Raw genomic sequence first — 13,320 nt, 5'->3', positions numbered from 1 at the left:
GGGACAGCTCTCAGGCCCCGGCCCAGTACGCGGCCCGCACCTCCCCCTCCGCGAAGTCACGGCGCGGCAGACTCAGCCCGAGGGACTCCTCCAAGGCGTGGAAGTACAGCTCGAACGTGTTGGTCAGTTCGGGGTGGTCCAGCTCGGCACGGCGCAGGGCCCGGTTGACGAAGTCCAGCTCGCCGCCCCGGAGGAAGGGGGCGCGGCCGCGTTCGTACCAGATCAGCTCCACCGCGTTCATGTCGTCGGCGACGGGGCGGCCGTCCCGCATGTAGTCGAAGGTGTAGATGGCCTTCGCGGAGGTGGCGGTCAGCCACACGTTCTCCTTGATCCCGAGCGCCGCGTACGCCTCCTTGTCGGCGAAGGCCCCCGGAGGCGTGTCATGGTGCAGCAGGTAGGTCCACCCGCCCGCCTCACCGAAGCAGCAGCTCTTCCACTGCCGGTCCCGGTGGGCCCGGCCGTTGTCCACGGCCTCCAGGTCCTTCAGACGGGTACCGGCGGCGACCTGCGCGGGATCGGCCCCGTAGAGCAGGGCCAGCCGCTCGGCGTCGATGGTCCGCCCGGGCGCCGCGCGGTAGAAGGAAAGCGTCGTGTACGGGGCCTGGTCACGCCAGGACCCGGCTATCCAGGCGAGCCCCTCCAGCGGATCGCGCCCGCACGCCTCGACCGTCGAGGACGGCACGGTGCACGGCCGGCACGGTCCCTACCGTGAAGTCTTCGCCACCCGCGACCTCGAACGGGTGCTGTACCTGGTCGCCGAGGCCGCGATGCGGGAGCACGGAGGCAGCCTCGGGGAGGTCGCCGACATGCTGGGCCGGATCGATCCGGCGTGGGGCCGGCGGTTCAGCGGGGGCGGCCTGGACGACCCGGGGCCGAGCAGCAGGAACAGGCCGCCGTCCCCCGTCTCCTCGGCGCGCCAGACCCACTCCTCCAGCTCGTCCTCCGAGAGCGTCACGGGCGGCAGCCCGACCCCGTCGAGCAGGGCATGCCGCGCGGCCGTCCGCAGCCAGGCGTCCGCGAGGATCTGCTGGGTGATCTCCATGGCGCCAATATAGAAGCGGGCTCTGACAACAGGCCGCCGACCGGTCAACCCAACTGGGCCGGTTCGTCCGGATCGCTTCCGCCGGCCGAGGTTGTGGTCGATGATGTCTGTGTGACTCACCGCATAAGCGCTCTGATCTCGGCCTTCGGCGTCGTTGCCGGCGTGGTGCTGCTCGTTCTTGCCGTTCGTGAGTACCGCTCGGGGGCGTCGGTCCTCTGGTTCGTGGCTGGAGTCGTGATCTTCCTCAGCGCTGCCTACACGCTTTTTTTGCGGGACGCGCGGCGGCTCCGCACCGGGCCTTCCACCTGAGAGCGGGCCGTTCCAACCGGTACCTCTCAGTCGATGCAGAATTCGTCGGCCTCGATGTCCAGCATCGGGATGCACGAATCATTGCCGTCGTACGACGTTCGTACGTGTACTGCGCCGAGCGGGACCAGTCGTGCGCATTCGGCTTCAAGTGCGGCGAGTCGTTCTTCACCCACGAGTCCGGTGCCGACCCGCACGTCACGATGCAGCCGGTTCTCGGCGGCCTTTCGCGCAGTCGAAGGTGACCTGGAACTTCCTGATCGACGACATCGGTCCACCGTAGTGGCGCGTGCTGCTCACCGAGGTCCGTTGCGGGCCCCGGTGCGGCAGGCGACAACGAACGAGCCCACGCCCCGAAGGGCGCGAGCTCGTCGGACGGTTACTCCGCCGTGGTCGGTGCCGGGGCGATGCCCGTCGGGCAGGCGCGGCCCCAGTTCGTCTCCGAGGGGGACTCCAGCGTGGCGCCCGTGCCGCCGATGCCGCAGTAGCCGTCGGGGTTCTTGTCGAGGTACTGCTGGTGGTATCCCTCGGCGGGCCAGAAGGTGCGGCCCTCCGCCGGGAGGATCTCCGTGGTGATCGTGCCGAAACCGGCCCCCGTCAGGACCTGCTGGTACGCCGCGCGGGACGCCTCCGCGGCCTCCGCCTGCTCAGGGGAGTGGGGGTAGAGCGCCGAGCGGTACTGCGTACCCACGTCGTTGCCCTGGCGGAATCCCTGGGTCGGGTTGTGGGACTCCCAGAAGAGCTTCAGGAGATCCGCGTAGCTCACGACCGCCGGGTCGAAGACGACGCGGACCGCCTCCGTGTGGCCGGTCAGGCCCGAGCAGGCCTCCTCGTACGACGGGTTCTCGGTGTAGCCGCCCTGGTAGCCGACGAGCGTCGTCCAGACGCCCTCCGTCTGCCAGAACTTGCGCTCGGCGCCCCAGAAGCAGCCCAGCGCGAAGTCGGCGACCTCCAGGCCCTGCGGGTACGGGCCGGTCAGCGGGTTGCCGAGGACCGTGTGGCGGGACGGCACCGTGAACTCGGGGGTGGGGCGACCGCGCAGGGCCTCCTCCGGGGTGGGGAGCTGCGGGGTGCGGTGGGTCAGGAACATGCGGGGGCTCCTCCGGGGGTCGGGGTTCGCTCCGTACAACGCCGCGGGGGCGCCGTGGATTCCGGGGTCTCAGGCTGCGGGCGCCGGGGGATCGCGACGCTCGTCCCCGTCACGGTCCCCGCAGGCCGGGTGCTCGTAGGAGGCCATGTACGCGGCGGTCTTCCTGCGCGCCCGCAGCCAGAACCAGACGGCGAGGGCTATCAGGATCAGCGGGATCAGTCGTGCCATGGGGTGTGCCGGTCCAATCCGGAAGGGGGCGGGCGTGCCGGGTCAGTGGAGCAGCGTCGCGGGGCTGCCGCCGTTCGCCTCGTATCCCGCGACGGCCAGCGCCCGGTACACCGTGTACTCGGCGGCCGGGTCCGGGTTCTGGGTCCAGGGCAGCGCGCCCACGTGGCCGTCGATGTGGACGAGCTGCCGCATCGCCTCCGACCAGCGCTCCGTACGGACGAGGAAGAGGATCAGCAGGTGCCGGACGTGGGCGAGCATCGGGTCGTCCGCGCGTGCCGCGTGCACCGCGAACATCGCGCCCTCGACCGCCTTCGTCACGACGACGCCCTGGTAGAAGCCCTGCACCAGATTGACCTCGGGCAGATGCTCGTACACCGCGAACAACGGCAGTGCGGCGAGCAGCGAGCCCTGCGGGGCGCGGGCGGCGGCCGTCGTCGCGAAGCGTTCGGCCTCCTCGCGGGAGCCGTGCCACTTCTCGCACCAGAAGTGCAGGGCCGCGATGTGCGCGCCCATGTGCGCGGGGGCACGGTCGATGATCTTCGCCCAGAGCTGGTCGAACTCCTCGTGGGAGTAACCCAGTCCACGGGCGACGGCCAGCTCCACGATGTACGGGACGGGGTCGCCCGGAGCCAGCAGGGCCGCCTCGCCGCAGACCGTACGGGCCTCCTCCAGGATGATCCGGAAGTCGTCGGTGCCCACGGTTCCGGTGCGCCACGCCTGCTGCACCAGGAACTCCGCGTGCACCGCCGCCGCGCCCGCGTCCTTCGAGGCCTCGGCCCGCCACTCCCTCAGCCACGCCCCGCCGGCACCGGGCCGCTGGGCCAGCTCCAGGGACGCCGCACCGGCGAACGCCTGCACCCGCTGCCAGCGGAGCTCGCTCTCCTTCGGCGTACCCGCGAGCAGCTGGGACGCGGCCCGCCAGCTCTGGGTGCCCTGGACGACATCGAGGACGTCGAGGAGGTCCTGGTCGGGTCCGGGCATCCTGACATCCAGCTCTTCCTGGCGCGCGAAGCCGTAGGTGTCCGGGTCGGCGGCGTCGGGCGAACCGGGCGCGACCTGGCGGATACCGCCACGGCGCCGCAGCATGATCGGGCCGACGACGGCGACGAGCATGCACAGGGCGAGCAGGAACCACAGAATCTCCATGCGGTCCATTGTCCCCGGACGGACAACCGGGCGGCGAGTGGCCCGTAACTTCCCTTCCGACGAACTACGCTCGGGCCCCATGAACGACCAGCACAGCTTCGAGACCCTTGCGATCCACGCCGGCAACACGGCGGATCCCCTCACCGGCGCCGTGGTCCCGCCGATCTACCAGGTGTCCACCTACAAGCAGGACGGTGTCGGCGGACTACGCGGCGGCTACGAGTACAGCCGCAGCGCCAACCCCACCCGCACCGCACTGGAGGAGAACCTGGCGGCACTGGAGGGCGGCCGCCGCGGGCTCGCCTTCGCGTCGGGCCTCGCCGCCGAGGACTGCCTCCTGCGTACGCTGCTGACGCCCGGGGACCACGTGGTCATCCCGAACGACGCCTACGGCGGCACGTTCCGGCTGTTCGCGAAGGTCGCCTCGCGCTGGGGCGTGGAGTTCTCGGTCGCCGACACCTCGGACGTGAGCGCGGTGCGCGCCGCGCTCACCCCGCGCACCAAGGCGATCTGGGTGGAGACGCCGTCGAACCCGCTCCTCGGCATCACCGACCTCGCGGCCGTCGCAGGAGTGGCCCGTCAGGCGGGCGTGCGGCTCGTCGTCGACAACACCTTCGCCAGCCCTTATCTGCAGCAGCCGCTCTCGCTCGGCGCCGACGTCGTGGTCCACTCGACCACCAAGTACATGGGCGGCCACTCGGACGTCGTCGGCGGCGCACTCGTCGTCAGCGACCCGGAGCTGGCCGAGGAACTGGCGTACCACCAGAACGCGATGGGCGCGGTGGCCGGGCCGTTCGACGCGTGGCTGGTGCTGCGTGGCATCAAGACCCTCGCGGTCCGCATGGACCGCCACGACGAGAACGCCACGAAGGTCGCCGACCTGCTGACCCGGCACCCCAAGGTGACCAAGGTCCTCTACCCGGGGCTGCCGGACCACCCGGGCCACGAGGTCGCCGCCAAGCAGATGAAGGCGTTCGGCGGGATGGTGTCGTTCCGGGTCGCCGGCGGTGAGGAGGCGGCGGTCGAGGTCTGCAACCGCGCGAAGCTCTTCACACTCGGGGAATCGCTCGGCGGCGTCGAGTCGCTCCTGGAGCACCCGGGCCGTATGACGCACGCCTCCGCGGCGGGCTCCCCGCTGGAGGTACCGGCCGACCTCGTCCGACTGTCCGTCGGCATCGAGAACGCCGACGACCTGCTGGCCGACCTGACGCAGGCGCTCGGCTGACAGCCGGGACCGGAACCGTCCGGCGGCCGGGGACGATCCCGGCCGCCGGACGGCGCGTACCAAGGGTCAGACGGCGGCCTTCTCGTCCTCCAGTGAGGCCCGGACCTGCTCGCGCAGTTCCGGACTGTCCGTGTGCTCATGCACCGAGACGGCGTGCTCGGTGGCGGCGCGGACGACTTCCTCCTCCTCACCGGAAATGGTGAGCGAGCAGTTCGAGACACTCGGATACTTACGGCAGTCGGCGATTTTCCGTGCCATGACAGCCTCCTCGACTCGAGGGTGCATGCCCTTCCAGGGTAGGTCCGGCCGACCGGATCCACCCGGCGGGAAGCCCGGTCAGTCCTCCTGCGCCGGCTGGTTCGCCACCTGCCGGGCGGCCAGCGAGCCGTTGAACCGCGTCAGCAGGGCGCAGAACGTGTCGCGCTCCTCCTCGGTCCACCCGTCGGTCACCTGGGACATCAGCTCACGCCGGGAGGCGCGGACCTCCTCCAGGCGGGCCTGGCCGCGCGGTGACAGCTGCAGGACGACGGCGCGCCCGTCCTCCGGGTGCGAGGTGCGCTTGACGAGGCCGGTGTCGACGAGCGGCGCGACCTGCCTGGTCACGGTCGAGGAGTCGATCCCCATGCCCGCGGCCAGCGCCTTGACGCCCATGGGGCCTTCCACGTCGAGCCGGTTGAGCAGCAGATAGGCCGCCCGGTCCATCGAGTTGCGGACCTGACCGACCCCGCCGAGGCGGGTCTGCTCGGCACGGCGGGCGAAGACGGCCACCTGGTGCTGGAGAGAGTCGAGCAAGTGGTCCGTTCCCGGATGTCCGGGGGCCGCGCCCCCGGAAGGAGACGCAGCAGTCGTCATGTCCTGAGGGGGCATGGCCGGGGGCTCTCTTCGTGCGGTGTCGGATGGGTGGGGGCCAGAGTACGCGGCCACGGGGCACCGTGTACCAGCGCTGAACAAACCTGTGGACACCACCGCGGGCCGCCATGAGACGCGACGGCCCCGACCGCTCCGAGCTGCAAGACTTGCTGTCATGACCCTCAGTACGTCAGGCCCCTTTCCTCCGCTGATCCTCGACGACGTCCGAGGAGCGCAGAAGATGCTGTCCGGGGTCGCCAGAACCACCGGGATGGAGGGCAGCCGGCATCTCGGTTCCCTCGTCGGTGCGCCGGTCCATTTCAAGTGCGAGAACCTCCAGCGCACCGGGTCGTTCAAACTGCGCGGCGCGTACGTGCGGATCGCCGGCCTCAGCCCCGTCGAACGGGCGGCCGGAGTGGTGGCCGCGAGTGCCGGAAACCATGCGCAGGGTGTCGCACTCGCCTCTTCGCTGCTCGGCGTACGTTCCACGGTCTTCATGCCGGTCGGCGCGCCCCTGCCGAAGGTCGCCGCGACCCGGGAGTACGGGGCCGAGGTCCGGCTGCACGGCCATGTGGTGGACGAGACGCTCGCCGCCGCCCAGGAGTACGCCGAGGAGACCGGCGCCGTCTTCATCCACCCCTTCGACCACCCGGACATCATCGCGGGCCAGGGCACCGTGGGGCTGGAGATCCTCGAACAGTGCCCGGAGGTCCGCACGATCGTCGTCGGCATCGGCGGGGGCGGTCTCGCCGCGGGGATCGCGGTGGCGGTGAAAGCGCTGCGCCCCGACGTCAGGATCGTCGGCGTCCAGGCGGCGGGCGCGGCCGCCTTCCCGCCCTCGTTGGCCGCGGGGCACCCCGTGGCGCTCGACTCCGTGCAGACCATGGCCGACGGGATCAAGGTCGGCCGACCCGGCGATCTCACGTTCTCGCTGGTCCAGGAACTGGTGGACGAGGTCCGTACGGTCTCCGAGGACGAGCTCTCCAGCGCGCTGCTGCTGTGCCTGGAGCGGGCCAAGATGGTCGTCGAGCCGGCCGGGGCGAGCCCGGTCGCGGCGCTGCTGAGCGATCCGAAGTCGTTCCGTGGGCCCGTTGTCGCCGTGCTGTCCGGCGGCAATGTGGACCCTCTGCTGATGCAGCGCATCCTGACGCACGGCATGGTCGCGGCGGGCCGCTACCTGAGCCTGCGGCTGCGGCTCACCGACCGGCCGGGAGCGCTGGCCGCGCTGCTCGCCACGCTGACCGTCGCCGACGCCAACGTGCTCGACATCAGCCACGTACGGACCGATCCGCGGCTCGGACTCACCGAGGCCGAAGTGGAACTCCACCTGGAGACCAAGGGGCCGGAGCACTGCGAGGACGTCGCCACGGCCCTGCGGGACGCGGGCTACCTGGTGCGCCTCTGAGCGTCGGCATCCCCTGGTAATCCTGTTGCCGATCGCGATGTATCGCGTTACCTTGCAGCGCCGAACAGCCCGGCGTTACCGGCGTCCGGGGGGTGGGAACCCTACGATCCGCTCAGGAATCCACGCGAAAGCAACTGGGGGAGTTCCGTATGCCGGGCGCCATTTACGCCGAAGGTCTGGTGAAGACCTTCGGCGACGTACGAGCACTGGACGGCGTCGATCTCGACGTGCCCGAAGGCACCGTCCTCGGTCTGCTGGGGCCCAACGGCGCCGGCAAGACGACAGCCGTACGGGTTCTGACCACCCTGCTGCGGCCCGACAGCGGGCGGGCCGTCGTGGCGGGCATCGACGTGCTGAAGCATCCCGACGAGGTACGCCGCTCGATCGGCCTCTCCGGCCAGTTCGCGGCCGTCGACGAATACCTCACGGGCCGCGAGAACCTCCAGATGGTCGGGCAGCTCTACCAGATGAGCTCACGTGACGCGAAGAAGCGGGCGGGCGAGCTCCTGGAGAGGTTCAACCTCGCCGACGCGGCCGACCGCACCGCGAAGACCTACTCCGGGGGCATGCGCCGCCGCCTCGACCTGGCGGCCGCGCTCGTCGTCTCCCCGCCGGTGATGTTCATGGACGAGCCCACCACGGGGCTCGACCCGCGCAACCGGCAGCAGCTGTGGGAGGTCATCCAGGACCTCGTCGCGGGCGGTACGACGCTGCTGCTGACCACGCAGTACCTGGAGGAGGCCGACCACCTCGCCCACGACATCTGCGTCATCGACCACGGCAAGGTCATCGCCCGCGGCACCTCCGACCAGCTCAAGGCCCGTACCGGCGGCGAACGCGTCGAGGTCGTCGTCCACCAGCCCGACCAGATCGACCCCGCCCGCTCGGTGCTCGCCACGTACGGCAAGGGGGAGATCTCCGTCGCCCGACACACCCGCAAGCTGACCGTCCCGGTCACCGGCGGGGCCAAGCTGCTCGCCGAGGTCATCCGCGACCTCGACACCCACGGCGTGGAGATCGACGACATCGGCCTGCGCCGCCCCACCCTCGACGACGTCTTCATCTCGCTCACCGGACATGCGGCCGAGCGGGCGAACGGCGAGGGCAACGGACCGACCGAGGCCGCAGAGGGCCGGAAGGAGGACGGAAAGTGACCGCCACCACGGACACCCCGCAGCTCGTCCCGATCAGGCGGCGGAGCGGTATCGCCCAGTCCGTCACCGACTCGCTGATCGTCGCCAAGCGCAACCTGATCCGTATGGCCCGGATCCCGGAGATGGTCATCTTCGGTCTGGTCCAGCCGATCATGTTCGTCGTGCTGTTCACCTACGTCTTCGGCGGCTCCATCAAGGTCGGCGGCTCCATCTCGCCGCAGGCCTACCGCGAGTTCCTCATGGCGGGCATCTTCGCGCAGACCGTCACCTTCGCTACCGCGGGCGCCGGCGCGGGCATCGCCGACGACATGCACAAGGGGCTCATCGACCGGTTCAGGTCGCTCCCCATGGCCCGGGGCGCCGTCCTCACCGGACGTACGCTCGCCGACCTCGTACAGACCGCGCTCACGCTCGTCGTACTCGCGGTCGTCGCGCTCCTCGTCGGCTGGCGGGTCCACGAGAACATCGGAAAGGTGCTGCTCGGCTTCCTGCTGCTCCTCCTGCTCGGGTACGCCTTCTCCTGGATCGGCGCCCTGATCGGACTCGTCGTGCGCACGCCCGAAGCGGCCACGTCCGGCGGGCTGATCTGGCTCTTCCCGCTGACGTTCATCTCGAACGCCTTCGTGGACGCCAACCAGATGCCGACGTTCCTGCGCCACATCGCGGAGTGGAACCCGTTCAGCGCCACCGTGCAGGCCTGCCGTGAGCTGTTCGGCAACCTGCCGCCGGGCTTCGTGACCCCGGACGCCTGGCCGATGCGGCACCCGATCCTGGCCTCGGTGATCTGGTCGGTGCTGATCCTCGTCGTCTTCCGCACGCTGGCGGTCCGCAAGTACCGCCAGGCGGCGGGGTGAGGGCGGCCTCCGCTGACGGTGACTCATGACCGCCGAGCCCCCGACAGGCTTGTCCTGAAGGGGGCTTGTGCGTTTCCTGAAGGCTTACTCTGACTGAGAGAGGTGGTGTCGCATGTCCGACGAACTCGCAGACAATCTACGGAAATACCGCCGCGCTGCGGGGCTGAGTCAGGAGCAGCTCGCGCATCGCGGCGGCATGTCGGTCGGGCCGATCCGGAAGATCGAGCAGGGCCATGGTGGCGTCCGGATGGAGACCCTCCATACGCTCGCGCGCGTCCTCGAAGTGAAGACCTCGGACCTCATGGCGGCCGGCCCTCCGCAGCCGGTCAAGCACGACGACCCGAACAGGCAGAACCTGCGTGAGCTGCGCATCGCGCTCACGCCCGCGCTCACCCTCGGCCCTGCTACCGCCCCGGCAGGCGACGAACCGGACCTGCGCCGCCTGAGCCGCATGACGTACGACAACTCCGTCCTGTATTTCGGCGACACCTACCAGAGCATCGCTGCGGATCTACCTGCGCTCATCAACGCGGCGAACGATGCCGTGGCCTACTACGACTCTGGCGACGAGCGCGTGAACGCCCTGGTGGAACGCTCGCGGGCCTTGAACCTGGTCGGGCGGTACCTGACGCAGATCCGCCAGTTCGACCTCGCCCACGTGGCCGCCAGGGGTGCCATCGAGGACGCCAAAGCGGCCGGCAACAACCTCGTGGCAGCCTCCGGGGTCGGCGGGATGTGCTGGCTGCTCGTACGGACCGAGCGGTTCGACGAGGCCGAGGACATCGCGGTCGCGACGATGGACATCGTCGAGCCGAAGATCATGGGCGCCACCCCGGACGAGTACTCCACATGGGGTGGCCTGGCGATGGAAGGGGCGGCTGCGGCAGCACGGAACAACCGCCCGAAGGAAGCCAAGGCCTTGCGTAAGGCGGCCGGTACCGCCGCGAAGGCAGTGGGCAAGACGCACAAGAACCTGCTGCGCCACTGGTCGATGTTCGGTCCCGTCACGGCTGCCATGAAGGAGCTCGAGGACTACATGATCGAGGGCGACGCGCGGTCAGTGATCCGGAAGTCCAGGCAGGAGCCCACCCTTCAAGAGGAGCACTGGAAGCAGCTCGGCGGACCGAGCACCAACGACGGCAACCGCTACCGTCTCGACCTCGCTCGCGCCTTTGTGCGGACCGGCGACGCCACGGCTGCGATGGAGGAGCTGTCACACCTCGACGACATCGCGCCCCAGTGGTTCCGGCATCAGTCGTCCGCCGCGATCACCTTCGAGGAGATCACCAAGAAGCGCCGGACCCTCACGACAGAGATGCGTGAGGTAGGCGCCCACCTGGGCGTATTCACCTAAGTACACACTGGCGATGCACTTCTGACGAGTAGTCATCAGAAGTGCATCGTTGCGTGTGTGGCTCACCGCGATCACTCCCCGTAGCTTCGTGGTCATGGCGAGCAACCATCAAGCAGATCCCCGCATCAAGATCGGCTCGGTCATACGGGACACGGAGTCGGGACAGATCGGCATCGTGCGGCGCGCTCCCGACGGGACGTTCCGCCTGCACGCAATCTCCGGTGACAAGCGCTGGGAGGTCGACCCTGTCTCCCTGGTGGAGCTGACCTCGGTGGAGGCGCTCAGCGCTCGCGTGGCGGTCGCCAACTTCTGGTCCAGGAACCGGGTGTGACGCCCGTCCGTGCCGTCGTCCGGCACATCTCATGGACCCTCGCCCCGGACCGGGAGCCGGACGCCGAGCCGGTGACGTACACACTCCGGTGCGTCGTCTGCTCCGAGGAGTCGGAACGCTTCGAGGACTGGGGGAAGCCGCAGGAGTGGGCGCTCACGCACTCGGGACAGAACCCCTCCCACCACACCTACCGCGAGAACATCACCCGCCCCTGGCGTACGTGGATGAACGCCGAGCCGACGGCCCGCTCGTGACGGGGTTCTCCGAAGGCCCGTCGGCCCCGCTCACCCCGCGCCCGCGCAGGCCTCCGCCTCCGCCAGGTAGCGCGCCACCGGGCCCAGGGTCAGCATTCCGCTCGCGGCGCCCGCGTGTTCCGTGCGGGCATCGCGCAGGGCGGCAGCGGCGCGTGCGGCGATCGCGGGTTCGCCGAGGCGTGCGGCGGCGCGGGCGGTCAGGGACCACAGTGCCTCCTGCATGTGGTCGGGCGGTGGTCCGGGCACGGTGGCGAGGGCGGCGCGGGCCTCCTCGGCCCGGTCCTGGGCCAGCAGGACGAGAGGGCGCGTCCACGGGCGGTACGGGCCCCAGTCGAGGTGTGGGTCGGTGGGCGCGGGCCGATCGTGCAGCAGGCGCAGCCCCAGGAGGGCGAGGGGGAAGAGGCCTCGGTGCAGCCCCGGCATTCCGGCCGTCCGGAGGGCGTCCTCGGCCGTGCGGTAGTGCGCGGCGGCCGTGGCGGCGGTCGGCCCGCCGGGCTCGGTGCTGCGGGCGGCCGCGACCCGGGCCCGGAACCAACCGGTGAGGACGAGGACGAGAGGCGCTTCGGTGGTGGCGGCGAGCTGCTCGGCCGCCTCCGCGTGTGCGGCTGCGGCGTCGAGGTCGCCGAGTGCGGAGGCGGACTGCAGGCGGACGAGGCGGCCCAGTACGGCGAAGTTCGGCAGCCCGTGCCGGGTGGCCAGACCGAGGATCTCGGCGCCGATCCCGTCCCGTACCGTCGCGAGCCCGGGGCGGGCGAAGGACTGAAGGAACACCCCGTCGAGGGCGAACGCCAGCAGGGCGGGATCGCCCAGGTCCCGTGCCAGCGCCTCGGCCTGCCGTGCCGCCTGCCGGGCGCGGGCCAGCTCGGTTCCGGACACATCGGCGCTGCGGCTCTCGACGGCGACCGTGGCCAGGAGACGGGCCATCAGGTCGGCCGGAACGTCGGGGCCAAGCGCGGTGAGCGTGCGCTCGGCGGTCGCGACGACGGCGCGGGACTGCTCGGGGTCGTCGGCCCGGCTCCAGAGGGCGGGCACGTCGTAGGCGCCGATGATCCGGGCGGTCAGGGAGAGGTCTCCGGTGCGTTCCGCCGCCCGGACGGCGGCGAGGCGGTCGCGCCGCGAGTGGACGAGGGCGTCGCCGCCCGCCAGAGCGAGAGTGCGGGCCAGGTCCACGGTGGTGCGCGGGCCGAGCCGGACGCCAGGACCGGTCCACGCGGTACGTGTTCCCTCGGCGGGCACGTGTCCGTTGAGGATGTCCGTCTCCAGGCGCCGGAGGCCGGCACCGGGATCGAGCCCCAGTTGGTCGACGAGCATCGCGCGGGCGCGGCGGAGGGTGGCCAGCGCGTCGGCTCGGCGGCCCGCGCGGTGGAGCGCGCGGGCGAGCAGTCCCCAGGCCGGCTCGCGCCACGGGTGCTCGGTGACGTGGGCGCCCAGCTCGGCGACGAGGCCGGCCCCTTCGCCGGAGTCGAGGAGGATACGGGCGCGCAGTTCCACCCCCTCAAGCCGCAGCTCCTCCAGCCGGGTCCGCTCGCGCCGCGCCCATGCGGAGCCGGTCACATCGGCGTACGCGGGGCCGCGCCAGGAGGCGAGTTCCGTGCCGAGGCCGGTCACCGCGTCGGGGTGGTGCCGGGCGCGGGCCAGGGTGTCCTGGAACCGGTGGACGTCCACGTCCTCGCGCGGCAGGCGCAGCGCGTAGCCGGGGCCTTCGGTGACGAGTACACGTGGCGGATCGCGGGGCGGCCGGTCGGGTTCGAGGGCGCGGCGCAGCGCGGCGACGAACGTGCGCAGAGCGCCCACGGCGCGGCCCGGCGGATCGGTCCACAGGTCGTCGACGAGGGTGTCGGTGGTGACCATCCGTCCCTCGGCGGCCACGAGCCGGGCGAGTACCTCGCGATGCCGGGGCCCGCCCAGGCCGACCGGGCCTCCGTCGTCGTGGAAGGCCCGCACGGCGCCGAGTACGTCGATTCGCATGCCTCCATCCTCCGTGCCGGGGGACGGCCGAGCCGCACCGTACTGATCGGCTGCTGATCGACGTCGCCCAGGCTGACCGGGTCAGCCCCCCGACCCGCCCCCGACCCGCAAGGA

At 71.0% G+C, this 13,320-nt stretch carries 16 protein-coding genes and 1 pseudogene; 8 read left to right on the top strand and 9 right to left on the bottom strand.

The genetic code is table 11. The annotated features are described in order from the left end of the window. Positions 1 to 10 precede the first annotated feature (10 nt). Together ACFYQ5_RS13915 and ACFYQ5_RS13910 are read right to left on the bottom strand one after the other, a co-directional pair. Complete coding sequence (locus ACFYQ5_RS13915; protein ID WP_389197259.1) at positions 11 to 682, bottom strand: hypothetical protein; 672 nt, start codon at positions 680 to 682, stop codon at positions 11 to 13. A 21-nt stretch (positions 683 to 703) separates the two neighbouring features. Continuing rightward, positions 704 to 1,042 (bottom strand): hypothetical protein, encoded by a 339-nt coding sequence (locus ACFYQ5_RS13910; RefSeq protein WP_389197257.1) that lies wholly within the window; start codon positions 1,040 to 1,042, stop codon positions 704 to 706. A gap of 111 nt (positions 1,043 to 1,153) precedes the next feature. On the opposite strand from ACFYQ5_RS13910, the gene ACFYQ5_RS13905 reads away from it, so the two are divergent. Continuing rightward, the gene (locus ACFYQ5_RS13905; RefSeq protein ID WP_389197255.1) at positions 1,154 to 1,351 is read left to right on the top strand and encodes a hypothetical protein; all 198 of its coding nucleotides are present in this window, start codon (positions 1,154 to 1,156) and stop codon (positions 1,349 to 1,351) included. Between the two features lie 26 nt (positions 1,352 to 1,377). Here ACFYQ5_RS13905 and ACFYQ5_RS13900 read toward each other — a convergent pair. The 4 genes and pseudogenes from ACFYQ5_RS13900 to ACFYQ5_RS13885 all read right to left on the bottom strand — a co-directional run. Further along, positions 1,378 to 1,575: pseudogene (locus tag ACFYQ5_RS13900) on the bottom strand (VOC family protein); the annotation flags it as partial. A gap of 152 nt (positions 1,576 to 1,727) precedes the next feature. Then, positions 1,728 to 2,438: a peptide-methionine (S)-S-oxide reductase MsrA gene (gene msrA / locus ACFYQ5_RS13895; RefSeq protein WP_389197254.1), complete on the bottom strand. Its 711-nt coding sequence runs from the start codon at positions 2,436 to 2,438 to the stop codon at positions 1,728 to 1,730. A 69-nt stretch (positions 2,439 to 2,507) separates the two neighbouring features. After that, the gene (locus ACFYQ5_RS13890; RefSeq protein ID WP_389197252.1) at positions 2,508 to 2,666 is read right to left on the bottom strand and encodes a hypothetical protein; all 159 of its coding nucleotides are present in this window, start codon (positions 2,664 to 2,666) and stop codon (positions 2,508 to 2,510) included. A 42-nt stretch (positions 2,667 to 2,708) separates the two neighbouring features. Continuing rightward, entirely contained in the window at positions 2,709 to 3,812 is a 1,104-nt protein-coding gene (locus ACFYQ5_RS13885) for a hypothetical protein (protein WP_389197250.1), read from the bottom strand. 79 nt (positions 3,813 to 3,891) lie between these two features. Here ACFYQ5_RS13885 and ACFYQ5_RS13880 point away from each other — a divergent pair, with 79 nt between their 5' ends. Next, positions 3,892 to 5,037: a cystathionine gamma-synthase gene (locus ACFYQ5_RS13880; protein ID WP_389197249.1), complete on the top strand. Its 1,146-nt coding sequence runs from the start codon at positions 3,892 to 3,894 to the stop codon at positions 5,035 to 5,037. A gap of 66 nt (positions 5,038 to 5,103) precedes the next feature. Here the strand turns inward: ACFYQ5_RS13880 and ACFYQ5_RS13875 are convergent, their stop codons facing one another. Then, positions 5,104 to 5,295 carry a DUF1059 domain-containing protein gene (locus ACFYQ5_RS13875; protein WP_389197247.1) on the bottom strand — a complete coding sequence of 64 codons (192 nt, stop codon included), beginning with the start codon at positions 5,293 to 5,295 and terminating at the stop codon, positions 5,104 to 5,106. A gap of 78 nt (positions 5,296 to 5,373) precedes the next feature. Further along, complete coding sequence (locus ACFYQ5_RS13870) at positions 5,374 to 5,904, bottom strand: MarR family winged helix-turn-helix transcriptional regulator (protein WP_389197245.1); 531 nt, start codon at positions 5,902 to 5,904, stop codon at positions 5,374 to 5,376. Positions 5,905 to 6,061: 157 nt separating this feature from the next. On the opposite strand from ACFYQ5_RS13870, the gene ilvA reads away from it, so the two are divergent. From ilvA to ACFYQ5_RS13840, 6 genes are all read left to right on the top strand, one after another. After that, a complete protein-coding gene (gene ilvA, locus ACFYQ5_RS13865; RefSeq protein WP_389197243.1) occupies positions 6,062 to 7,291 on the top strand; it encodes a threonine ammonia-lyase in 1,230 nt (409 codons plus the stop codon). A 149-nt stretch (positions 7,292 to 7,440) separates the two neighbouring features. Beyond that, on the top strand, positions 7,441 to 8,445 hold the full coding sequence (locus ACFYQ5_RS13860) for an ATP-binding cassette domain-containing protein (RefSeq protein ID WP_389197241.1): 1,005 nt from the start codon (positions 7,441 to 7,443) through the stop codon (positions 8,443 to 8,445). Continuing rightward, positions 8,442 to 9,299, top strand: coding sequence for an ABC transporter permease (locus ACFYQ5_RS13855; protein WP_389197240.1), 858 nt, complete (start codon positions 8,442 to 8,444; stop codon positions 9,297 to 9,299). The genes ACFYQ5_RS13860 and ACFYQ5_RS13855 overlap by 4 nt, the downstream gene beginning before the upstream one ends. Before the next feature lie 112 nt (positions 9,300 to 9,411). Continuing rightward, complete coding sequence (locus tag ACFYQ5_RS13850; protein ID WP_389197238.1) at positions 9,412 to 10,653, top strand: helix-turn-helix domain-containing protein; 1,242 nt, start codon at positions 9,412 to 9,414, stop codon at positions 10,651 to 10,653. A 94-nt stretch (positions 10,654 to 10,747) separates the two neighbouring features. Beyond that, complete coding sequence (locus ACFYQ5_RS13845) at positions 10,748 to 10,984, top strand: hypothetical protein (RefSeq protein WP_389197236.1); 237 nt, start codon at positions 10,748 to 10,750, stop codon at positions 10,982 to 10,984. Then, entirely contained in the window at positions 10,981 to 11,238 is a 258-nt protein-coding gene (locus ACFYQ5_RS13840) for a hypothetical protein (protein WP_389197235.1), read from the top strand. Before ACFYQ5_RS13845 ends, ACFYQ5_RS13840 begins: the two co-directional genes overlap by 4 nt. Positions 11,239 to 11,268: 30 nt before the next feature. Here the strand turns inward: ACFYQ5_RS13840 and ACFYQ5_RS13835 are convergent, their stop codons facing one another. Further along, entirely contained in the window at positions 11,269 to 13,206 is a 1,938-nt protein-coding gene (locus ACFYQ5_RS13835) for a BTAD domain-containing putative transcriptional regulator (RefSeq protein ID WP_389197233.1), read from the bottom strand. Positions 13,207 to 13,320 lie beyond the last annotated feature (114 nt).

Origin of the sequence: Streptomyces sp. NPDC005794 (genome assembly GCF_042871445.1) — a bacterium.
GTDB lineage: Bacteria > Actinomycetota > Actinomycetes > Streptomycetales > Streptomycetaceae > Streptomyces.
The sequence above is the reverse complement of the archived record's forward strand: the minus strand, read 5'-3'. Positions and strand labels throughout refer to the sequence as shown.